Genomic DNA, 22,748 nt, shown 5'->3' on the forward strand with positions numbered 1-22,748 from the left:
CATCAGAGCAGAGGGTAAATGGTGCCGGGGGCGAGTCTTGAGGAAACCAGAACTGATCTGGATTTCGGCGCGATCCGCACGGTGCTGGTGGTGGATGACAGCCGCTTGCAACGGCGCATTCTGGTGGCCTCGCTCAGGAAATGGGGGTTCGAGGTGATCGAGGCCGATACAGGCCATGCCGCTTTGGCGCTTTGTGTCGATAATCCGCCCGATCTTGTGCTGAGCGACTGGGTCATGCCGGGGATGAGCGGCCTTGAATTCTGCTGTGCCTTTCGGGCCTTGGAAACGGATCAATACAGCTATTTCATCCTTCTGACATCCAAAAGCGAAAAGCAGGAAGTCGCGCGCGGTCTGGATGCCGGGGCCGACGATTTTCTGATCAAGCCGCTTGAGGCGGACGAACTGCGCGCCCGGATTTCAGCTGGTGCGCGCATTCTGGACATGCAGCGCGAGCTCTCCCAGAAAAACCGCCTGATTGAATCCGCGCTCAAGGAACTCAGGCTTGCGCATGACGCGATCGACAAGGACCTGATGCAGGCGCGGAAAATTCAGGAATCGCTGGTTCCCGAACTGACCCGGACATTCGGCAAATCGCGGGTCAGTTTGTTGCTGAAACCTTGTGGTCATATCGGCGGTGATCTGGTGGGGATGTTCTCGCCCGGGGTGAACCGGCTTGGGTTCTACAGCATCGACGTATCCGGGCATGGTATCACCTCGGCCATGATGACGGCGCGATTGGGGGGATATCTGTCCAGCAAGCATTTCGATCAGAACGTCGCGATGGAGCGGAGGTTCGACAAGTTTTACGCACTTCTGCCACCAGAACATGTGGCTGAAACGCTCAATTCCCGGCTGATGGCCGATGAAGGTATCGAAGAGTATTTTACGATGGTCTACGCCATCGTCGACCTGCGCAACGGGCATCTGAAGATGGTGCAAGCCGGGCATCCGCATCCCCTGCTGCTGCGGCAGGGTGGCCGCGCTGAGTTTCTTGGTGACGGAGGCTTGCCCATAGGATTGATCGAAGATGCGAGCTTTCAACAAATCGAAACGCAGATGCAGCCCGGCGACAAGCTGCTTTTGTACTCGGACGGGTTTACCGAATGCCAACTGGCTGGTGGCGGTTTGTTGGACGAAGACGGTTTGCGTCAGATGGCCCAACAGAGCATCTCGGAAAGGGGCGGGTCAGAGTTTCTGGACGATATGTTCTGGCGTTTGACACAAGTGATGTCACCGAAAGACGGTATCGGAGACGACGTCTCGGCCGTCTTCTTTGAATATAACGGACCTTAAAGCGAGCCGAGGTGTATTTCGGCAAAATGCCGGTCACCGTCATTTCCCAGTAAACCGACGGCGTCGGCGGTTTCCATCCACAACGCTTCGTGAAACGCCTCGGTCGGCGGTCCTATGCGGCGTACGGGGCGGGCGCGATAGATCAGGCAGACCTTCTCGGCCCACAGGTCGTATTCCGGCATATAGGTGAAGCGTCGAAAGGCGCCAATCCGTCGGGGTGCAGCAATAATCCACCCGGTTTCTTCAAAGACTTCACGATGCAGGGCGGTAACAGGTGATTCGCCCGGATCAATACCCCCGCCGGGCAATTGCAGGTCGGGTCCGGGTTCTGTCTGGCAGGTCAGCAAAAGGTGACTTCTGCGGGGCAAAAGTGCGTAAACACCGACCCGTCGCGTGTATTTCCGCCCCGGCTCTGGGGTTTCACCGAACCGCCTGATCATGTATGGCCCCTTAAAACCTAATCTGTTCGACCTATATGGTGCCGGTATGCCAACCTGTGGCGCGTAAGGAAACCCCATGTCTCTTGGAACGAAAATCGCGTGGGACGATACCGTCCTGCCCTTTCAACTCGATGTATCGGATATGCGTGGCCGTGTGGCTCGTCTGGATGGTGTGCTGGATGGCATCCTGAAGCAGCATGACTACCCCGAACAGGTCGAGGCGCTGGTGGCCGAGATGGCCCTGCTGACCGCATTGATCGGGCAGACGGTTGCGCTGCGCTGGAAGCTGTCGTTGCAGGTGCAGTCCAAGGGGCCGGTGCGCATGATTGCGACCGACTATTACGCACCCAAGACCGAAGGCCAGCCTGCGCAGATCCGGGCCTATGCCAGCTTTGACCGTGACCGGCTCACTGATACGGCCCCCTTCGATCAGGTGGGCGAAGGGTATTTTGCCATCATGATAGATCAGGGCAAAGGCACGCAGCCCTATCAGGGCATCACTCCGCTGACCGGAGCCTCTCTCAGCGCCTGCGCCGAGGCCTATTTTGCGCAGTCCGAACAGCTGCCAACCCGGTTCTCGCTGAGCTTTGGCAAATCGACCGAGCCCGGCGTGAATGAACACTGGCGTGCCGGTGGTATCATGTTGCAGCATATGCCCAAAGCCTCGCCATTCGCCGCCTCGGGGGAAGGCAATGGCGAGATTCTGACCGCCAGCGATCTGGTCGACGGCGAAGAGGGCGAAAACTGGGGCCGGGTCAATATCCTGCTGGACACAGTCGAGGATCTTGAGTTGATCGGTCCTTCAATTGCGCCGACTGAATTGTTGGTCCGGCTATTCCACGAAGAACAGCCACGGGTCTATGATGCGCAGTCCGTGCAGTTTGGCTGCACCTGCTCCGAAGAGCGGGTGCGGCAGAGCCTGTCGATCTATTCGGCAAAGGACCTCGAAAAGATGACGACGCCCGAAGGTCAGGTCACTGCCGATTGCCAGTTCTGCGGCGCACATTACGTGCTCGATCCGTCAACAGTTGGCTTTGAAGCCGAAGACCGCAAGGGTGCTTGACCCGATTGAACAGATCCGGACGGCGCTGCGCCGTCCCGGTCACGGGTCCAGCGACTTTGACCTGAACCCGGACACTTCCCTGCCGCCCGGGCGTCGCCTGCGCCCGGCGGGGGTTCTGGTTGCAATCTCGCTTGCAGATGACACCCCTCGGGTGATTCTGACGAAACGGTCCTCGGCCCTCAAACACCACCCGGGTCAGATCGCGTTCCCCGGCGGCAAACAGGATGAAGGGGATGCAGATGTCACGGCTACGGCCCTGCGCGAAGCACAGGAAGAGATTGGTCTTCCCGCGGATCTTCCAGAAATTCTGGGTTACCTGCCGACGCATGAAACAGTCACCTCTTTCACGGTTACACCCGTGGTGGCCGTTCTTCGAAAGGGATTCCAACCTGTTCCGGAACCCGGCGAAGTCGACGAAGTCTTTTCGACCCCCCTTGCGCATCTCTTGAATCCCAAGAACTATCTGGTTGAATCTCGCCGCTGGCGTGGCCAGAAACGCAGATATTACACAGTTCCGTACGGCCCTTATTACATATGGGGCGCGACGGCCCGCATATTGCGCGGGCTTGCTGCACGGGTGAATGAATGATGCAGATTGAAGAACTTTGGGTCAGCGAACCGGCGACCCAAAAGGTATGCGCCGCCCTGACCTCATCCGGGGCGCAAGCGCTTTTTGTGGGCGGGTGCGTGCGCAATGCGCTGCTGGGCGCGCCGGTGTCGGATATCGACATTGCCACTGACGCCCGGCCTGAACAGGTTGTCGAGATGGCGCAGGCAGCGGGCCTCAAGGCCATCCCCACCGGTATCGACCATGGCACGATTACAGTGGTCAGCGCCGGTATCCCGCACGAGATCACCACTTTCCGGCGTGACGTCGAAACTGATGGCCGCCGCGCCGTCATCGCCTTTTCCGATAACGTCGAAGAAGATGCCGCGCGGCGCGACTTTACCATGAATGCGCTTTATGCACTGCCAGATGGCACCGTGTTAGACCCCCTTGGCGGGCTTCCCGACCTTCAGGCCCGGCGCGTGCGGTTCATCGGCGAGGCCCAAGATCGCATTCGCGAAGACTATTTGCGGTCACTGCGCTATTTCCGGTTTCACGCTTGGTATGGTGACCCGGATGCCGGTTTCGACCCGGACGCGCTGGCTGCCATTGGTGCCAATCTTGATGGGCTGACCTCGTTGTCGCGGGAACGCGTCGGGGCCGAACTGCTGAAACTGCTGGGCGCGCCTGATCCGGCCCCGGCCATTGCGACGATGCGCAGCACCGGCGTATTGGCGCAATTGCTGCCGGGCGCGGATGACCGGTCGCTGGCACCGCTGGTCGCTTTGGAAAATGCGGCAGGTGCCGAGCCGAACCCCCTGCGTCGTCTGGCGGCTATCGCGACGCCCGATGATGCCGCAACCCTGCGCCTGAGCCGTTCGCAACTGCAACGCCTGACCGGAATGCGGACGGAAGCGCAGTCAACCACCAGCGTGGCTGAACTGGGCTATCGGTATGGTGACGAAGGCGGTTTGAACAAAACCCTTTTGCGGTGCGCCTTCTTTGAACAACCCTGGTCCGAAAACTTCAGACAGGACCTGCACGCAGGTGCAGCCGCGCGTTTCCCGATACAGGCCAAGGACCTGATCCCCGGGTTCACCGGCCCGGCGCTGGGCCAGAAACTGGCCGAGCTTGAAAGCCTCTGGATCGCGTCGGGTTTTGAGCTGTCACGCGAAGACTTGCTTGCAAGCTGATGTTTAGTCTCAAAAGGGGATGACAACTTTTGCCCATTGTGGTTAGGTGCGCCCGTCATATGGATGGAGGAATGCGAATGTATTACGGGATCTGGTTCGGCTAAAGCCGGGACACTTGCCCCGTAAAGGGTGGTGTTCAGGCGCCATCTGTCTTCGCACGTCTTTTTCTCTGCTCAATCGGAGCACACTCCATGTTTCGCTATTTCGAAAACCTTGTTGACCCTTTTGTCGCCTATCATGAGGCTGACACGCCGCCGACCCGGCTGTGGCCGTTCCTGCTGGACTATTCGCGCCCGTTCTACCGGGTCTTTGTCTGGGCTGCGCTGATTTCCATTATCGTCGCCGGTGTCGAGATCGGGTTGATCTATTATATGGGTCGTGTCGTCGACCTGTTGGGCGGTACCCCAACCGAGGTTTGGCAGAACCACGGGACCGAGCTGCTGTTGATCGCGGCCTTTGTCCTGTTTCTGCGCCCTTTGTTGCATCTGGTCGACGTACTGATCCTGAACAACACGATCCTGCCGAACTTTGGCACTCTGATCCGATGGCGCGCCCATAAACACGTTCTGCGTCAGTCGGTTGGCTGGTTCGAAAACGATTTTGCAGGGCGAATTGCCAACCGGATCATGCAGACACCGCCCGCAGCGGGTGAGGTGATCTTTCAGGTCTTTGACGCGATTTCCTTTTCACTGGCCTACCTGGTCGGTGCGGCGATCCTGCTTTATGTAGCGGATGCGCGCCTGTTGATCCCGCTGCTGATCTGGTTTGTGTTCTACGCGATGCTGGTGCGCTGGACGGTTCACCGTGTCGGGCCGGCCTCCAAGGCGGCCTCCGATGCGCGATCAACTGTTACCGGCCGCGTCGTGGACAGCTATACCAACATTCATTCCGTCAAGATGTTCGCCCATGGCCCGCAAGAGCTGGACTATGCCCGCGAAGCAATCGAGGAAACCCGCCGGACATTCCAGATCGAGATGCGGATTTTCACCATCATGGATGCGGTTCTGGTTACCCTGAACGGGGTGCTGATCGTGGGTGTCGTGGGCTGGGCAATTGCCTTGTGGATGCAGGGTTCCGCTTCGGTCGGCGTCGTCGCGGCAGCAACCGCACTGACCCTGCGCCTGAACGCCATGACCGGATGGATCATGTGGGCGTTGACCAGCTTTTTCCGCCAGCTTGGTATCGTGGCTGAGGGGATGGAGACCATTGCCCAACCCATCGATCTGCTTGACGCGCGCGAGGCCAAACCCCTGCGGTTGACCAGGGGTGAGATCCAGATCCGCAATCTCTCGCACCATTACGGGCGCGAGGCCGGTGGGCTTGACCACATCAACCTGACCATTCAGCCCGGCGAAAAAGTCGGTCTCATTGGGCGGTCGGGTGCCGGGAAATCGACTCTGGTAAAGCTGCTTTTGCGGTTTTATGACGTCGAACGCGGTGCCATTCTGATTGATGATCAGAACATAGCGGATGTCACACAGGACAGTCTGCGCAGCCATATCGGCATGGTCCAGCAAGATAGTGCGTTGCTGCATCGCTCTGTGCGTGACAACATCCTTTACGGTCGTCCGGACGCGACCGAGGCGCAGATGATTGCCGCAGCCAAACAGGCCGAAGCGCACGCGTTCATCCTTGACCTGCAAGACCCGCAGGGGCGCACCGGGTATGATGCGCATGTGGGTGAGCGGGGCGTAAAGCTGTCTGGTGGTCAGCGGCAGCGGGTAACGCTGGCCCGGGTGATCCTGAAGGACGCGCCAATCCTCTTGCTGGACGAGGCGACATCGGCGCTGGATTCCGAGGTCGAAGCATCAATTCAGGAAACGCTCTACGGAATGATGCAGGGCAAGACCGTGATCGCAATCGCCCACCGTCTCAGCACCATTGCGCAGATGGATCGCATTCTGGTGATGGACGGGGGCCGCATCGTCGAAGAGGGCGCGCATTCTGATCTATTGGCGCAGGGTGGCCTTTACGCGCAGTTCTGGGCGCGGCAATCTGGCGGCTTCATGAACCCGGAGGCCGCTGAATGAAGATTGCCGATCTCATCTATCCGTTCAGGACCACAGAAACGCCCCCGCCGCAGACATTGGGGGCGTTCATTCGCTGGAGCCTTTCGGGCGCGTGGCCCATGCTGTTTGTCGCCGCGTTCTTTTCGGCCCTGGCTGGCGCGATGGAGGCTGGAACAGCGTGGATTCTGGGGCGTGTGATCGATGTGGCAACATCCAGCGGGCCCGAGCATTTCATGACCGCCGGGAATATGTGGATGATCTTTGGGGCGGTGGTGTTCTTCATGCTGCTGCGCCCGATCCTGTTTGGGCTGTCTTCGATTTCAAACAACTATATCGTGATGCCCAACATCACGCCTTTGGTGCTGGCCAAGCTGAACCGCTGGACGCTGGGCCAGTCTGTCACCTATTTCGACGATGATTTCGCCGGGCGCATTGCCCAGAAACAGATGCAGACGTCGAACGCCATGGCCTCGGTCGTGTCCGAAACGATCAGTGCGATTGTGTTTGCGTTGGCGTCGCTAGCGGGCTCTTTGCTTTTGTTAGGGTCTATTCATCCTTTGGTGATGCTGCCCTTTGCAGCCTGGCTGGTGGTCTATTTCCTTCTGGTGCGCTGGTACCTGCCGCGTATTCGCATACGCTCGGCTGCACGTGCAGGGGCGCGGGCGATGGTTTCGGGGCAGGTGGTCGACACGATCACCAACATCAAAACCGTCAAGCTTTTTGCGCACTCGGATTTCGAAGATCAGGCCGCGCGGCACTCGATGGTCGAGCTGCGGAAAAAATCACTGGCGTTCGGCAAGCTGTCGGCCAGTTTCCGGTTCATCCTGATGGCGCTTGCCGGCATTCTGCCTGTTCTCCTGCTGGGGGCGACGCTGTGGTTATGGCAGTTCGGAATGGCAACCGCCGGTGACATCGTTGCCGCTGGCGCGGTGTCGGTTCGGATTTCGCAGATGACCGGATGGGTCAGCTTCACGTTGATGGGGCTCTATGCCAATGTGGGTGAGATCGAAAACGGGATGAAGACGCTGGCCAGACGGGACAGGGTCGAGGATGCGCGCAGCGCGAAAGATCTTGATGTAACCGAAGGATCCATCTCGTTCGAAGATGTCAGTTTTGCTTACGGCCGGGACGTCGGCGGTGTTACGGACCTGACGCTCACCGTGCAACCGGGCGAAAAGCTGGGAATTGTCGGTGCCTCAGGGGCGGGCAAATCAACACTCGTTTCGCTTCTTCTTCGGCTCTATGACAGGGAAAACGGCGCTATTTGCATCGATGGGCAGGACGTGTCGCAAGTCACGCAGGACAGTTTGCGCCGCCAGATCGGCATGGTCACGCAGGAAACGGCGATGTTCAACAGGTCCGCCCGCGAAAACATCCTCTATGGCCGCCCGGACGCGTCCGAGGCCGAGTTGATCAAGGCCGCAATCAAGGCCGAAGCGCATGACTTCATCCTGAGCCTCAAGGACGCCCAGGGCCGTACCGGCTATGACGCTCATCTGGGCGAGAGAGGTGTAAAGCTCAGCGGTGGTCAAAGGCAACGGATCGCCCTTGCACGCGCTATTCTTAAGGACGCACCCATTCTGGTTCTGGACGAGGCAACCTCAGCCCTTGATTCCGAGGTCGAGGCGTCGATTCAATCGGCGCTTCACCGGGTGATGCAGGGCAAAACCGTTCTGGCCATCGCCCACAGATTGTCAACGCTCAGCGAGATGGACCGGATCATCGTTCTGGATCAGGGGCAAATCGTGGAAACCGGAACCCACGAAGACCTTTTGGATCAGGGCGGGCTTTACGCCCGGTTCTGGCATCGGCAATCTGGTGGCTTCATTCAGGCAGAAGCTGCCGAATAAGGGTTTTGTTGCACCCAAAGCCCGGATATCAGGCCCCTCATGACGCAGAAATACACAATAACCCGGCTTGGCCATCAGGGCGACGGCATCGCTGATGGGCCCGTTTATGCCCCGCGCACCCTTCCGGGTGAGGTTGTCAGCGGCACCCTTGTTGATCAGGTGCTGACCGATATCCGCGTCGAGGTGCCGTCTGATGACCGGGTAAAGGCCCCGTGTCGCCATTACAAAGCCTGCGGTGGCTGTCAGTTGCAACACGCCTCTGATGCGTTTGTCGCCGACTGGAAGCTGAGCATTGTCCGCAACGCCCTGTCCGCGCAGGGGGTTGAGGCGCCGATGCGTCCGATACACACATCTCCCGAACACTCACGCCGACGCGCCACGATTGCCGTCAGGCGGACCAAGAAAGGCACATTGGCCGGGTTCCATGGACGTGCATCGGATACGATCACCGAAATCCCGGACTGCCGTTTGCTTGACCCGGCCCTGATCGCCGCAATTTCCGTGGCCGAGGCGCTGGCGGTTCTGGGCGGCAGCCGCAAGGGCGTCTTGGCCGTCACGCTCACCCTGTCCGAAGGCGGGCTGGATGTGGCCGTCAAGGGCGGCAAGCCCTTGGATGGGCCGCTGGAGCTGGCACTGGCGCAAGAAACCGAAAAACACGGTCTAGCGCGGCTCAGCTGGGATGGTGAAGTGATCGCCATGCGCCACGCTCCGGTTCAGCGCTTTGGGGCCGCCGTCGTCACGCCGCCGCCCGGTGCCTTCCTTCAGGCGACCAAAGACGGAGAACAGGCTCTATTACAGGCCGTTTCCGAGGCGGCGCAGGGTGCGAAACGAATTGTTGACCTGTTTGCGGGCAGCGGCACATTCTCATTGCCGCTGGCGGAAAAAGCCGAGGTTCACGCGGTAGAAGGTGCGGCAGACATGGTGCAGGCACTGGATCAGGGCTGGCGCAGGGCGCAAAGTCTGAAACGCGTGACGACCGAGGCCCGCGACCTGTTCCGTCGTCCGTTGATGCCGGATGAACTGAAATCGTTTGACGCAATCGTACTGGACCCGCCCCGCGCCGGTGCCGAGGCGCAGGTGGCCGAGCTGGCACAGGCCAGACGCCCGGTGATTGCCTATGTCTCGTGCAACCCCGTCACCTTCGCGCGCGATGCAAAAATATTGGTTAACGCTGGCTATACCCTTGAATGGGTGCAGGTCGTTGACCAGTTTCGATGGTCGTCACATACGGAACTTGCTGCGCGGTTTACCCTGAACGCCGCATCTTGATCAGACAGGAGAAAGCGACCCATGGGTTTCAGACAGCGTTTGCTGAACATCATCGAAGCGCCTGCATTCGGGCAATTCATAACGGCTGTCATCATCCTTAACGCAGTGCTTTTAGGGATGGAGACGTCGCCGACCCTGATGGAAGCCGCCGGGCCGCTGATCGTGATGCTGGACAAGCTGTGCCTTGCGATCTTTGTGGCGGAAATTACCATGAAACTGATCGCGACTGGGCGCAGGTTTTTCACAAACGGCTGGAACAATTTCGATTTCCTGATCGTCGGCATTGCGCTTGTTCCCAGCGCCGGAGGCCTGTCCGTTCTGCGAGCCCTGCGAATCCTGCGGGTATTGCGCGTGATTTCCGTTGCGCCAAGACTGCGCCGGGTGGTTGAAGGGTTCATCTCGGCCCTGCCGGGAATGGCCAGTGTGTTCCTGCTGATGGCAATTCTGTTCTATATCGGTGCCGTGATCTCGACCAAGCTGTTCTCGGCAACCTTCCCGGATTGGTTCGGCGATCTTGGCCGGTCAGCCTATACACTGTTTCAGATCATGACGCTGGAAAGCTGGTCGATGGGGATCGTCCGCCCGGTGATGGAGGTTTATCCCTATGCCTGGCTGTTCTTCGTCCCCTTCATCATGGTCACCACCTTTGCGGTGGTGAACCTATTGGTGGGTCTGATCGTAAATTCCATGCAGGACGCGCACCATGCAGAGGATGAGGTCAAAACTGATGCGTATCGTGATGAGGTTCTGGAACGCTTGGAGAGCATCGAGCGGCATCTGACCGAAAACTTGAACATCAAAAAGTGATTTCAGTTTTCGCATTTTTTGGCATAATAAGCCCCAAAAAACAAAGCAGGCAGTGAAACATGGATCGTCGAGCATTCGGATTGGGGGCGATGGCAACGCTGGGCCTTTCGGCTTGTGCATCAGCCCGACCAAATTTTCTGACTTATGATGGGCCCGAGGTCACCTCGCTGGTGGTCAACAAGGGCGCGCGCAAACTTTATTTGTTGCACCACGAAAAAGTCCTCAAGGAATATGATGTGGATTTGGGGTTTGCGCCGCAGGGCACAAAAACCAAACGCGGAGACGGCCGCACGCCCGAAGGAAGTTACCTGATCGATCGGCACAACCCCAACAGCCGGTATCACCTGTCTATCGGGATATCGTATCCCAACTCTCAGGACATCGCCAAGGCCAAGGCTGAGGGAGTTGATCCGGGTGGGGACATCTTCATTCACGGGCAGCCAAATCTGCGATCCGAGTTCAAACGCGCCAAGAAAACTCCGGATTGGACCGCGGGATGCATCGCGGTCAAGAATGACGAGATCGAAGAAATCTATGCGATGGTCAACCGAGGGACGCTGATCACTCTGCGCCCTTAGGGGGCACAGGCGCCCACGCTGCAATCCCGAATGTTTCATAGTCGTGCTGGTAGACCTCGGATGCCAGCGCTTCAAGCTGTTCGTCATAGATCTGATCCAGCGTATACGGAACATCTTGCGCGCACGGGCCGGGAACCGGCGGATTGGGGTGGCCTGTTGAGCGGGCCAGATCCGGCAGAGCCGTGATCAGCTCCTCTTCCCGCAGAATCACGTCGGGCATCAGAAAGCTGGCAATGCCATCCAGCGTGCGGGACTGGCTGCACCACGTCCCGTCAACGCGGATCGGCGTCTGACCGTTGAGGTTCATGCGCAGGAACCCGAGGAACGCCAGAAATGCATCCCGATGCTGTTCGACCGAGTAATTGTTGTCGCGTACCTGCCCGGGGATTGGCAGGTCGAGGCGGTTGCGCAGATAATTGCGGACCATCTTGTAACTGCCCGGCCCGGTATCCAGAATGTACTGGCAGAACGCCGAATGCGCCCGTGCCAACGGGTGGCGCAACACGGTGAACTTTCGGTGTCCGGGGTGGTCTTGCATCCAGACGCGGATTTCCTTGCGGTTCCGGTTTGTGACCAGATCGTCCGTAGAACAGCCATCCAGGCTGGCCATCCATTGCGCAATAACAGGCTCTATGCCGCCGCGAATGGGCAAATACATCAATGCTGATCTGGCTGCGGCGACGTATTGCGGCACCGCCGCGCCCCGGTTTGGTTCGAAACGGGCGGGCTGGTGCAATCCGAACCTGTCCAGCTTGGACAGGGCGTCTTGCATCTCATCGGGGTTGGTGACTTTCGATACGGCAGGAGCCGGGTTTTGCGGTTTCAGAGTATCGTCAAGTTTGCTAAGCCGCGCCTCAACCCCCAGCCATGCGGCCAGACCGTTCAGAACGTCCAACTCGGCCAGGTCGTCATAGGTAATGAAAAAGGCAGTCTGACCGGTCTTCTGTAAATGCCGCCGCAACATGTGCTGGTGGCTGTGGACCTGATCCAGATACTCAGAAAACTCGGCCCCGTCGAACGCAACCTGTGCATCGACGCGGCGCTTCACGTTCTTCAGCTGCCATTGCTGCGTGGCGCGCGCGATCTTCAGGGACAGAAAACTGTCCAGCGGATTGCGCGTGAGAATGATCTTGGCACAGCGCGGATCGTTCAGCACTGGCTTCAGAATGCGTGGATCGTGGTCCTGGAAATACCGAAAACCGTTCAAGTCGCCCGGTGCCGAACGGATTGCCGTCAACAGCCGCATCGGATCTGCATCGCGGTCTTCCAGCGACAGACCCAGAAGGGTATCGGATTTCAGGTTGCCGGCAAAATGCGGGTTGAAGGCTTCGCCGTGGCAGGAAACCCCGTCCAGCGCGTTCAGATTGGCCTCAAGCAGGTTCGACCCTGTGCGCATGGCAGCCAGAACAACGAAGTAGTCAAAATTGGCTGGCATGGATGATTACTGCACCAGATAGGGTTTGCGATAGGGTTTCGTCTGACGGCCGAACACATCGTCCGAAGGAAAATCGCCCATCAGGTAAGGGTGCATTCCCTGGTTCTTGAGGTTTTGCAGGAACTTCCCGAACCCGGACAGATCGACCATGGTGGGCACTTCGGTCAGGTGGCTGGCCTGATGCGCGCCAATCTCGTCCAGGATTGTCTGCAAGGGCTCCATGGGTGCTTCAATGAAATCGGCCAGAGACCAGCTGCGCATCCGCGCTTTGGTCCAGACCGAGGTCAGTACCTCAAGCTGTTTGGTTTCGATCTGTTGCAGACGCGCGGCCTCGCACCGGATATCCGAAAAATTCAGGTTCGACCGGAATAGCGGAATCGCCCAGGCCCCGGTGATGACCGAGATTTGCGCATTCTTGTCCCGCGCCAGAAACCAATTGATGTCCTGCGTGTCGCGGGGGCTGAACTGGAAACACTGGCGTTCGCCGCGTGTGTTCCAGATCAGATTCGACAGAAAGGCCGTCGGATTGTAATCGCGCAGCAAAGCACAATCGCTAAGCGCACCGTTTGTGATGGTTTCACCCTTTGCAAATTCCGCACGCTCGGGTCCAAACAGATGCCCGTGCACGCGTGTGCCAGTGGCCGCGGCCAGCCAATCTTCGAAATCTTCAAACAGTTCGGAAAAGCCCTGAAATACGGAATAGGGTGACGAGGTAAGGCCGTTTTCACTGCCGTGCCGGGGAAACCGGCTTTGCATGTAAAGCCCGTCACGCCCCCGTGTCCGCCGCTCGACCGCCTTGGAAAACACGCGGTCAATCTTGCCGGGATTGGGTTCTGCCGGTTTCATCGCACTGGCCTGATCGGTCAGAAACGCCTGATACAGCCGTTCCGCACGGGGCCAGATCTTGCGGGCAACAAAACAGTCTGATCGCCGCAGCAATTGCAGATGATCGTCGTAGAAAATGTGCGGGCGGCCCTGATAGTCAAACTTGGACAGGGTCAGGGATCGGCTCTCGATATGTGTGGAATACAGCCGCGCCAATGTCTGGAAATAGCTTTCATCCGGAATCCACACATGGCGGAAGTAGCTGTCATATTGTTTGCGCTTGGGGTCCTGCAGAATGGCAGACAGTGTTTGACGGGTCAGGCACCACCACTGGCTGCCCATATGCGGGACCAGACCGTCGGGGATTTTCCTGCGAAACCCGACCGCGCGCTGAAGCTTTACATATGCGTCGAACAATCCGCGCTGTTTTCGCCAGGAAAACGGGAACCGTAGCGTAAACCTCTCATGATCCAACCCGCCGATTGTCCAGCTGACATCAGACGTTGTCGCGCTTTCGATGAAATCGACACGAGGCCGGTCGGCCAGGTAATCGATCAGCTCCTGAACCGGGCGCAGCGGCAGGCAGGCCCCCGACGACAGGAATATGTGGCGCGTTTCCGGAAACCGCTCCAGCATCAGTTCGGACGCGCTTTGTGAAGCAGCAACGATGCCCCACCCGCCCCAGTCGCATTGATGCCGGTCAGAAAATGCGATCCGGGGGTTGTCGGAACAGGACGCGACGCATCGCGCAAATTCTTCACCGGGCACCTTGCGATCCACATGGATCACAACCGGGCATCCGGCAGCGGTCCAATGGCGCGCGACCTGTTCGGCCCGGTCCAGCGAGGTATGAACCAGCATGACGATGCCCAGACCGCTCATGCCCAGTTTCCTTTTGACATCAGGCCCAGAATCTCAAGCTGCCGCCAGTTGATATAGGCCTCAGACCATTCGCACCAGAATACGGGCTTGTCTTCAAGCTGTGCGGCATAGGCCTTGTATTCGCCAGAACCGCTATAGTGCTGGCTGCGCTGCAATTCTTCGCGTGCCTTGTCGCCAAGGGTGTCGATCAGCTTGGCATGAAGCAACGAACCGCTGGCCTTTTCCCCACCCCATTCGTCGTAAACCTGATTCAGTCCGCGCGGCAAAAGCGAGTGGGTCGAGCTGACATAGACATACCGCCGATCCCATTTGACCAGCGGGATCTTGTTCAGTGCCGGGGCTTTGGATGGCTTGTCGCGAAAGAACACCCGCGCCCGCGCGCCCCCCTGAATCCACAGGTTCTTGTAATCGGGGTTCTTGGTGATCGTGTAATTCCCCGGATCGAACCACCGTGCGATTTCAAAGGGATCCTGCCCCTCGCGATAGGTTTCGGCATCGACAGGCCCTTCGGGATACATGTCGATCAGCATGGTGCCAAAGCTGCGCACGGCGCTTCCGTCCAGCCAGTCTGTCAAGGCGCGGATCGGGCGGGTGTCGCAGAAGGGGTAGATAAAAAACTCATCCGGGTCGACGCTCAGAACCCAATGTCCATGCGCGTATTTGCGCAATAGGTAATTCGACCAGTCAAGACCATAGCTTGCACGTTTGTAGCTGCTTGTTGTCCGCCAGACCGATACATCGGCCTGCTCTTTCAGGAATTCGAAACTGCCGTCATCGCTGTCATTGTCGATGAACAGAAAATGGTCGATGCCCAGTTTGCGGTAATATTCCAGAAAGTAGGGCAGGCGAATTTTCTCGTTTCGCACAACGCTCATCAACAGGATATCGTCACGGCGGATGGCAGACGTGTTGGTGCTGGCGGGCTTAAGTTCGCGCCGACGTCTGAGGCAGCGCAGAATACGGCGCTTGCGCCGCAATCTCATCTTGTATGAATCAAACAGGCTCACGCGACTGCCCAACCTTTATTATGACGCGAGCTTTCCCCGAACCTGCCGTGACCGCTGGTGCGACAGGACATTGTGGGTTTATGCCACTTCTACCTCTTCTGAGGCAACTTTTTTAAACCCCGGAAATGGTAAAGGTGCCGTTGATCCCCCTCGATTTGTTTTCAACGCCAGCCGCCGTCGCGCATCAGCCCCATTTCCAGCAACTGCGACCAGCCGGTATAGCGCACCGATTGCGGGGTCCACATGTCTGGTTGATTGAGTATCTGATCGTAATACGCGCCGAACTGGTTCGGGTCATGAAAATGCTGGCGGCGCAGCATTTCAGTTTTGGATTTTTCAATAATGTCCGGTAGAAATTTCGTGTGCAGCAGCACGCCGGACGGGGTGTCGCCGCCCGGCCCGTCATACTCTGCGTTCAGACGACGGGGCAGGGCGGAATGGCACGAGTTTACATAGGCATAGCGCCGCGACCACCGCATGAGCGGGATCTTGTTCAGCGTCGGGGATCGCTGCTGCGCTTGGGCAAAAAACACCCGCTCGCGTGCGCCGCCCTGAACCCACAGGTTTCCCATCGGGCTTTGCCGCTGCGCACGATACGGGCCTGCGTCAAACCAGTTCAGCACCTTGATCGGATCCGTTTCCGGGTCATAGGTTTGGTCGCCCAACGGCCCCTTTGGATACAGATCCAGCATCAAAGCGCCAAACCCGGCCCGCCCCTGCCGGTCCAGCCATTCTGTGAGCTCATGCAGAGATTGGCGGTCGTGCCGGGCATAAACCAGCAGCTCATCCGCGTCGACCATCAGGCACCAGTGGCCATGGCCGTATCGCATCTGTAGCCAGCTCAGCCAGTCCAGCCCAAAGCGTGATCCGCGATAGCTGGACCGGGTCTGCCAAAGGGAAACATCCGGTTGCCCTTGCAGGTATTCAGCCGAGCCGTCATCGCTGCCGTTGTCGACGATCAGAAAATGGTTCACGCCCAGCTGGCGATAGTGACGGAAGAACCAGGGCAGGCGGGTGATTTCATTCCGCAAGGTGGTAAAGGCCAGAATGTCGTTGCCCCGTATCCTGCTTGTCTGATCTTTCAGGCAGGTCAGTTGATGTCGGCTGCGCATCGAGCGCCAAAGAAGGCGTCGCCGTTTCCAGCGCAACCGGTATTCCTGTCGCCAACCGATATCAGGGAGTGTCTGAACCGTATTGGACGTCACCGGGGCCTCATTTCTCGTAGTGGCCGTTCTGATGCCAGCGCCAGGCATCCGCAATCATTGTCTCTAACGTTGACCTTTTCGGCTTCCATCCCAGTTCGGTTTGGGCGCGGACAGAGCCGGAAACCAGCTTGGTGCAATCGCCCGCCCGACGGGCACCGACCGAATACGGCACCGGGCGGTTGGTGACGGACTTGGAATGCTCGATCACCTCAAGCACGGAAAACCCCGAGCCGGTGCCCAGATTGAAAACACGGCTTTCTTTACCCTGCTCCAGCCAACCCAGCCCCAGAACATGCGCGTCGACCAGATCACAGACATGGACGTAGTCGCGGATACATGTGCCGTCGGGCGTATCGTAATCGGTGCCAAAAACGGTCAAACCCTCGCGCTTGCCTTCAATCGCATCCAGCATCAGGGGGATCAGATGGGTTTCAGGCCGGTGAAACTCGCCCACTTCGCCCTCGGGATCGGCGCCAGCAACGTTGAAATACCGGAAAATGACATGGCGCAGCCCATGGGCCGCTTCGAAGTCCCTCAGGATATCCTCGATTGCGCGCTTCGATGCACCATAGGCGTTCAGCGGGTGTTGGGCGGTTGCCTCGTCCAGCACCACATTGTCATGCTCGCCGTAAGTGGCGCATGTGGACGAGAACACGAAATCCAGACAGCCCGCCGCAACCGCAGCCTCGATCAGCGTCAACGATCCGGTGACATTGTTCGACCAGTACAACCCGGGCTGCCGCATCGCGTCGCCCACCTGGCTGAGCGCCGCAAAATGCATCACCGCAACCGGCTTATGCTTGGTAAATACCTCGTCCAGGCGTGCCCGGTCCAACAGGTCGCCCTGTTCAAACGGACCGTATTTCACTGCATCCTGCCAGCCGGTGACCAGATTGTCATAGGCCACGGGAACATAGCCCGCCTGCGCAAGCGCCTTGCAGGCATGCGACCCGATATATCCGGCACCACCGGTCACGAGGATTGGTTTCATGAAACGTCCTTTGGATCCAGATTGCCTGTCATCGAGATATGGGAACCGCGGGGCGTCATGGGCAAAACCGGCTATTCCAGCCCCATCGCAGCCATCATCTCTTCGATCTTGGGCACGTCCTGCGGGTTGTTCAGCTCCCAGAACTGACGGCCCTTGGCGTCAACCTCGACGCACAGAACCTTGCGACCATTTTCCATGAACCTAAGCTGTTCCAGACCTTCCAGCTTTTCCAGAGGGCCCGTTGGCCAGCCCGGATAGGCCGCCAACGCATCAGGTCGATAGGCATAGACGCCAACATGGTGAAACACCGGTGTGGGTTCATCCCCGCCATAGGTCTCCGAGGTGAAAGGCACGACCTCTTTCGAGAAATACATCGCGCTGTTGTCGCGCCCGAACACGGCGGTTGTTCCGCCAACGCGGCCATGTTTGCGGTCGTTCAGCAGGCTGTTCAAAGCATCCCCGTCGCAACGCAGGACCGGTGTGGCCACGCCAGCATCGGGTGCCGCGCGCAGCCCTGCGATCAGATCCTCGACAAACCAATGCGGTGTCAGGGGTGCATCGCCCTGAAGGTTGACCACGATGTCATATCCGCTGCCCAGAACCTTGTGCGCCTCAGCGCAGCGTTCGGTGCCGTTCTGGCAGTTTTCCGAGGTCATCACCACCTCGGCACCAAAGCCTTCGGACAGCTCGCGGATGCGGTCATCATCGGTTGCGACCACAACCCGGTCCACGCCCGCGACAGAAGTGGCTGCTCGCCAGGACCGTTCGATCAGTGTCATCGAAACGCCGGTCGCGCCGGTCAGCGGCACCAAAGGCTTGCCCGGATAGCGGGTCGAGGCATAGCGGGCGGGGATGGCGATCAGAACTGACATCAGGCCTCCTTCAGCTTAACACCCGGAGCGTACGCGATAAAAAACGGGTTCGCATAGCCCTCTTTGCCATAGAGAAGCGGCGCGTGATCGTCAAACCGCACAACCCGGCCTCCGGCCCCGGCCAGTACCGCGTGCCCTGCCGCCGTGTCCCACTCCATCGTGCGCCCGACCCGCGGATAAAGATCCGCCTCGCCCGTCGCAACCAGACAGAACTTGAGAGACGATCCCGCGCTTTTGCTGTCCTTGACCTGATACTTGTTGATGTAATCCTCGGTGGCCTGATCCCTGTGCGACTTTGAAGCCACGACCAAAAGCGCGGAATTGTCCGGGTTAGAAACTGATATTGGTGTCAAGGTGCCGGGTGCATCCTTGTCAAACGCGCCTGTTTCCTCGACCGCCTGACCATCTGCCTGCGTATAGAACATGCGGCCCCGCGCCGGGGCGTAAACCACACCCCGTGTCGGCGTTCCGTCCTCGACCAGCGCGATGTTGACGGTGAAATCGCCACGGCGGTTGATGAATTCCTTGGTGCCATCCAGCGGATCGACAATCAGAAAGGTATCCCCTTTTTCGGAATGCGAGGCGGCCTGTTCCTCGGTGATCAGCAGGATATCGGGGAACGCCTGACGCAACCCGGCTGAAATCAGCGCATCGGCTGCCTCATCCGCTTCGGTCACAGGGCTGGAGTCTGATTTGACTTTGACGTCGAAATCGTCTGCCTCATAGATTTCCATGATCCTGTCGCCAGCCTCAAGGGCCAGACGCCGGATGACGGGAATAAGCGCGTCGTAGGTCACAAAAATGCTCCGTTCCTGTGGTTTGTTGATCCAAACTCGTGACCGACTTATGATGCGACGGTTACCGAACGGCAAGATATTCATGCCAGGTTAGGGACGACGAGGCAGGAAAGACCCTTTAAGTGTTCTATTACAAGCGCAATCAAACGCTGCTGGGCGGTGCACTGACGACTGCGGAACTGGTGTTCCACGCGGTGGTCCGGAACGTGCGCGCGCAGCATCCGAATGCGGTGATCGCGATTATGCTCAACGTTGTGCAATTGCTGGTGATGATGGTCACCTTCTATCTACTGATGTCGCTGATGGGCCGGGGCGGGGTCGCCAGGATCAGGGGCGAATTTCTGCTGTATGTCCTGTCGGGTGTGTTCCCGTTCATGTTGCACATACAATCGATCGGCGCGATTTCCGGGGTTGGATCCTCCAATAACCCGATGATGCTGCATTCGCCGATGAACGTGATGGTCACGATTCTCGCGGCGGCCTTCAGCACTTTCTATAAGTTCCTGCTGGCCATGTTCATCATCCTGTTCGTCTACAGTGTCGCGGTTGCTCCGCTTGAGGTGCAGAACCCCGGCGGCGCCTTCGCAATGCTGGTGCTGGCCTGGTTTACCGGCTGCGCGGTGGGGCTTGTGTTTATGGCGTTGAAACCGTGGGCCCCGACGACCGTTTCGATGCTAACCAATATATATCGCCGTCTGAACATGGTGTTTTCCGGTAAGATGTTCATTGCGAACGCATTGGGTGGCGGGCTGTTGATGATGTTTGCCTGGAACCCGCTGTTTCATATCATCGACCAGACCCGCGGGTTCGTGTTCCGCAACTATTATCCAAGAAACACCAGCTGGGAATACGCGGCCTGGGTTGGAATCGCCCTGTTGATGATCGGTCTTATGGGTGAATTCTTTACCCGTCAGCACGTCTCAAAAAGCTGGAATGCACGCCGCTAACGCGCCACCCGCAGCGTAAGATTTATGCGCCCGCCTTTGGGCAACAGGCGCGAGGATCCGAACCTGATCCGATCCACGCCGTGATATGCCAGCCGCGCCGGACCGCCCATGACGACCACATCCCCCGAGCTCAGCCAGATCGACTCGGTCTTGCCGCCGCGCGTCGTGCTGCCAATCCGAAACAAGGCATCGTCGCCCAGCGAAACCGACAGGACGGGCCATGAAAAATCTGCCTCGTCCTTGTCCTGGTGCAGGCCCATTTTTGCGCCTTCCCCGTAGTAGTTGATCAAACAGCAATCGGGCGCTCGCTCGGTGCTGACCAGATCGCGCCAGATATCCAGAATGGCGGCGGGGATTTCCGGCCAGTCACCACCTTTGGGGTGCTGATCTTGATACCGGTACCCCGCCTTGTCGGTCACCCAACCCAGATCGCCTGCCGAGGTCATCCGAACCGACATCTCCTTGCCCGAGGGGGTAACTGGCCGGAACAGGGGCGCAGCTTTCAGAATCGGGCGCAAATCCGCGATCACCCGCGACTGGGCCGCAGGATCAAGATAACCTTTCCTGATATCGAACCCCCGCAAAACCAATCGCGCCATTCCGGAAACCCCAATCCTTTCCAATTCCTTGCCAAAAAAGGGATCAGAATCCCTAAAACCTGCGTTCTACGGTGCTTGCAGGCCTCAGGTCTCGCCCTTATATACGCCGGGACGCGCGATGGTAGTGCTGTCGCGCACATCAGATCGGGGGCGGGATGCCGTAACGGGTCCTGTCGTCGAGACATCGCCTTGAAGAGAAAGGGATTGCAAAAATGGGAAAAGTAATCGGGATTGACCTCGGGACCACAAACTCGTGCGTGGCCATCATGGACGGTTCGCAGCCGAAGGTTATCGAAAACGCCGAAGGGGCGCGGACCACGCCCTCGATCGTCGCCTTCACTGAAGATGAGCGACTGGTCGGTCAGCCTGCAAAGCGTCAGGCGGTCACCAACCCCGACAACACGATCTTTGGCGTCAAGCGTCTGATCGGTCGTCGTGTGGATGATGCCGAAGTCGAAAAAGACAAGAAAATGGTGCCTTATACCATCGTTGATGGTGGCAATGGCGACGCATGGGTTCAGGCCCGCGGTGAAAAATACTCCCCAAGCCAGATTTCGGCCTTCACTCTGGGTAAGATGAAGGAAACCGCGGAAAGCTATCTGGGTGAGGAAGTCACGCAGGCGGTCATCACCGTTCCGGCATACTTCAACGACGCACAGCGTCAGGCCACCAAAGACGCCGGTAAAATCGCCGGTCTGGAAGTGCTGCGGATCATCAACGAACCGACAGCTGCCGCGCTGGCCTACGGTCTGGACAAGCAGGAAACCCAAACCATCGCGGTTTATGACCTTGGTGGCGGTACCTTCGACGTGACCATTCTGGAAATCGACGACGGCCTGTTCGAAGTCAAATCGACCAACGGTGACACCTTCCTGGGTGGTGAAGACTTTGACATGCGCATCGTCAACTACCTGGCGGATGAGTTCAAAAAGGAACACGGTGTCGATCTGTCTGCTGACAAGATGGCCCTTCAGCGTCTGAAAGAAGCCGCGGAAAAAGCCAAGATCGAACTCAGCTCGACCTCGCAGACCGAAATCAACCAGCCGTTCATCTCGATGGGTTCGAACGGTCAGCCGCTGCACATGGTCATGAAACTGACCCGTGCCAAGCTGGAATCTCTGGTCGGCGACCTGATCAAGAAGTCGATGAAACCGTGCCAGGCTGCTCTGAAAGACGCCGGTCTGTCGGCTGCTGACGTGGACGAAGTTGTTCTGGTCGGTGGTATGACCCGGATGCCGAAAGTGATCGAAGAAGTCACCAAGTTCTTCGGCAAAGAGCCGCACAAGGGTGTGAACCCGGACGAAGTGGTTGCCATGGGCGCCGCCATTCAGGCCGGTGTTCTTCAGGGCGACGTCAAGGACGTGGTTCTGCTGGACGTGACCCCGCTGTCGCTGGGCATCGAGACGCTGGGTGGCGTGTTCACTCGCCTGATCGACCGCAACACCACGATCCCGACGAAAAAGTCTCAGGTCTTCTCGACTGCCGAGGACAACCAGAACGCCGTGACCATCCGCGTGTTCCAGGGCGAACGTGAAATGGCTGCGGACAACAAGATCCTGGGTCAGTTCAACCTCGAAGACATCCCGCCCGCACCGCGCGGCATGCCCCAGATCGAGGTGACCTTCGACATCGACGCCAACGGCATTGTCTCGGTTTCGGCCAAGGACAAAGGCACCGGCAAAGAACAGAAGATCACCATCCAGGCATCGGGCGGTCTGTCCGACGAAGACATCGAAAAGATGGTAAAGGACGCCGAAGAGAACGCGGAAGCCGACAAGGAACGCCGCGAGCTAGTCGACGCCAAGAACCAGGCGGAAAGCCTCATCCACTCGACCGAAAAGTCGATGGAAGAGCATGCCGACAAAGTCGACCCGACCACGATCGAAGCCATCGAACTGGCCATCGCCGCACTCAAGGACGAGCTGGAAACCAACAATGCCGACAAGATCAAGTCTGGCATCCAGAATGTCACCGAAGCAGCGATGAAGCTGGGTGAGGCCATCTACAAGGCGCAGTCCGAAGAGGCCGAGGACGAGCCTGTCGCAGCGGATGCCGCACATGGTGATGACGATATCGTCGATGCCGAGTTTGAAGATCTGGACGACGAAAAGCGTAACTAACGGGTAACCGGGCCAATGT

General features: G+C 58.4%; 20 protein-coding genes. 11 read left to right on the forward strand and 9 right to left on the reverse strand.

Translation table 11 applies throughout. The features are described 5' to 3' along the window. Positions 1–18 precede the first annotated feature (18 nt). Positions 19–1,293, forward strand: a complete 1,275-nt coding sequence (locus AC2FLU_RS05295) for a PP2C family protein-serine/threonine phosphatase (RefSeq protein WP_480474377.1) — start codon at positions 19–21, stop codon at positions 1,291–1,293. Here the strand turns inward: AC2FLU_RS05295 and AC2FLU_RS05300 are convergent. Then, positions 1,290–1,733 (reverse strand): NUDIX hydrolase, encoded by a 444-nt coding sequence (locus tag AC2FLU_RS05300; RefSeq protein ID WP_480474376.1) that lies wholly within the window; start codon positions 1,731–1,733, stop codon positions 1,290–1,292. The two genes, AC2FLU_RS05295 and AC2FLU_RS05300, sit on opposite strands and share 4 nt — an antisense overlap. A gap of 76 nt (positions 1,734–1,809) precedes the next feature. Between AC2FLU_RS05300 and hslO the strand changes: the two genes are divergently transcribed. From hslO to AC2FLU_RS05340, 8 genes are all read left to right on the forward strand, one after another. Next, positions 1,810–2,796: an Hsp33 family molecular chaperone HslO gene (hslO, locus tag AC2FLU_RS05305; RefSeq protein WP_496811901.1), complete on the forward strand. Its 987-nt coding sequence runs from the start codon at positions 1,810–1,812 to the stop codon at positions 2,794–2,796. Continuing rightward, on the forward strand, positions 2,789–3,385 hold the full coding sequence (locus AC2FLU_RS05310) for a CoA pyrophosphatase (RefSeq protein WP_480474374.1): 597 nt from the start codon (positions 2,789–2,791) through the stop codon (positions 3,383–3,385). Before hslO ends, AC2FLU_RS05310 begins: the two co-directional genes overlap by 8 nt. Further along, positions 3,382–4,536, forward strand: a complete 1,155-nt coding sequence (locus AC2FLU_RS05315; RefSeq protein ID WP_480474373.1) for a CCA tRNA nucleotidyltransferase — start codon at positions 3,382–3,384, stop codon at positions 4,534–4,536. Before AC2FLU_RS05310 ends, AC2FLU_RS05315 begins: the two co-directional genes overlap by 4 nt. Before the next feature lie 191 nt (positions 4,537–4,727). Next, entirely contained in the window at positions 4,728–6,566 is a 1,839-nt protein-coding gene (locus AC2FLU_RS05320) for an ABC transporter ATP-binding protein (protein ID WP_480554318.1), read from the forward strand. Beyond that, positions 6,563–8,395 carry an ABC transporter ATP-binding protein gene (locus AC2FLU_RS05325; protein WP_496808957.1) on the forward strand — a complete coding sequence of 611 codons (1,833 nt, stop codon included), beginning with the start codon at positions 6,563–6,565 and terminating at the stop codon, positions 8,393–8,395. The genes AC2FLU_RS05320 and AC2FLU_RS05325 overlap by 4 nt, the downstream gene beginning before the upstream one ends. Positions 8,396–8,434: 39 nt before the next feature. Then, on the forward strand, positions 8,435–9,664 hold the full coding sequence (locus tag AC2FLU_RS05330) for a class I SAM-dependent RNA methyltransferase (RefSeq protein WP_480518200.1): 1,230 nt from the start codon (positions 8,435–8,437) through the stop codon (positions 9,662–9,664). Positions 9,665–9,685: 21 nt separating this feature from the next. Next, positions 9,686–10,471 carry an ion transporter gene (locus tag AC2FLU_RS05335; protein WP_496808956.1) on the forward strand — a complete coding sequence of 262 codons (786 nt, stop codon included), beginning with the start codon at positions 9,686–9,688 and terminating at the stop codon, positions 10,469–10,471. 59 nt (positions 10,472–10,530) lie between these two features. Next, positions 10,531–11,049 carry a L,D-transpeptidase family protein gene (locus AC2FLU_RS05340; RefSeq protein WP_480474368.1) on the forward strand — a complete coding sequence of 173 codons (519 nt, stop codon included), beginning with the start codon at positions 10,531–10,533 and terminating at the stop codon, positions 11,047–11,049. Here AC2FLU_RS05340 and AC2FLU_RS05345 read toward each other — a convergent pair. The 7 genes from AC2FLU_RS05345 to cysQ all read right to left on the reverse strand — a co-directional run bounded on the left by AC2FLU_RS05345 (position 11,033) and on the right by cysQ (position 19,063). Beyond that, the gene (locus AC2FLU_RS05345) at positions 11,033–12,484 is read right to left on the reverse strand and encodes a nodulation protein NodH (protein ID WP_480554319.1); all 1,452 of its coding nucleotides are present in this window, start codon (positions 12,482–12,484) and stop codon (positions 11,033–11,035) included. The two genes, AC2FLU_RS05340 and AC2FLU_RS05345, sit on opposite strands and share 17 nt — an antisense overlap. Before the next feature lie 6 nt (positions 12,485–12,490). Continuing rightward, positions 12,491–14,191, reverse strand: coding sequence for a DUF5927 domain-containing protein (locus AC2FLU_RS05350; RefSeq protein ID WP_480554320.1), 1,701 nt, complete (start codon positions 14,189–14,191; stop codon positions 12,491–12,493). Beyond that, positions 14,188–15,174 (reverse strand): glycosyltransferase family 2 protein, encoded by a 987-nt coding sequence (locus AC2FLU_RS05355; RefSeq protein WP_480482893.1) that lies wholly within the window; start codon positions 15,172–15,174, stop codon positions 14,188–14,190. Before AC2FLU_RS05355 ends, AC2FLU_RS05350 begins: the two co-directional genes overlap by 4 nt. A gap of 185 nt (positions 15,175–15,359) precedes the next feature. After that, positions 15,360–16,403 (reverse strand): glycosyltransferase family 2 protein, encoded by a 1,044-nt coding sequence (locus tag AC2FLU_RS05360; RefSeq protein ID WP_480554321.1) that lies wholly within the window; start codon positions 16,401–16,403, stop codon positions 15,360–15,362. A 7-nt stretch (positions 16,404–16,410) separates the two neighbouring features. Next, positions 16,411–17,394 carry a UDP-glucose 4-epimerase GalE gene (gene galE / locus AC2FLU_RS05365; RefSeq protein WP_496808955.1) on the reverse strand — a complete coding sequence of 328 codons (984 nt, stop codon included), beginning with the start codon at positions 17,392–17,394 and terminating at the stop codon, positions 16,411–16,413. Positions 17,395–17,465: 71 nt separating this feature from the next. Continuing rightward, on the reverse strand, positions 17,466–18,266 hold the full coding sequence (locus AC2FLU_RS05370) for a 3-deoxy-manno-octulosonate cytidylyltransferase family protein (RefSeq protein ID WP_480518190.1): 801 nt from the start codon (positions 18,264–18,266) through the stop codon (positions 17,466–17,468). Further along, positions 18,266–19,063, reverse strand: a complete 798-nt coding sequence (gene cysQ, locus AC2FLU_RS05375; protein ID WP_496808954.1) for a 3'(2'),5'-bisphosphate nucleotidase CysQ — start codon at positions 19,061–19,063, stop codon at positions 18,266–18,268. The genes AC2FLU_RS05370 and cysQ overlap by 1 nt, the downstream gene beginning before the upstream one ends. A 122-nt stretch (positions 19,064–19,185) precedes the next feature. Between cysQ and AC2FLU_RS05380 the strand changes: the two genes are divergently transcribed. Further along, positions 19,186–20,010 carry an ABC transporter permease gene (locus AC2FLU_RS05380; protein ID WP_480482477.1) on the forward strand — a complete coding sequence of 275 codons (825 nt, stop codon included), beginning with the start codon at positions 19,186–19,188 and terminating at the stop codon, positions 20,008–20,010. Here AC2FLU_RS05380 and AC2FLU_RS05385 read toward each other — a convergent pair. Continuing rightward, positions 20,007–20,609, reverse strand: coding sequence for an alpha-ketoglutarate-dependent dioxygenase AlkB family protein (locus AC2FLU_RS05385; RefSeq protein WP_480554325.1), 603 nt, complete (start codon positions 20,607–20,609; stop codon positions 20,007–20,009). The genes AC2FLU_RS05380 and AC2FLU_RS05385 overlap by 4 nt on opposite strands. A gap of 212 nt (positions 20,610–20,821) precedes the next feature. On the opposite strand from AC2FLU_RS05385, the gene dnaK reads away from it, so the two are divergent. Continuing rightward, positions 20,822–22,729, forward strand: coding sequence for a molecular chaperone DnaK (gene dnaK, locus AC2FLU_RS05390; RefSeq protein WP_480474360.1), 1,908 nt, complete (start codon positions 20,822–20,824; stop codon positions 22,727–22,729). Positions 22,730–22,748 lie beyond the last annotated feature (19 nt).

It is taken from the genome of Ruegeria sp. SAZD013 (assembly GCF_059612525.1).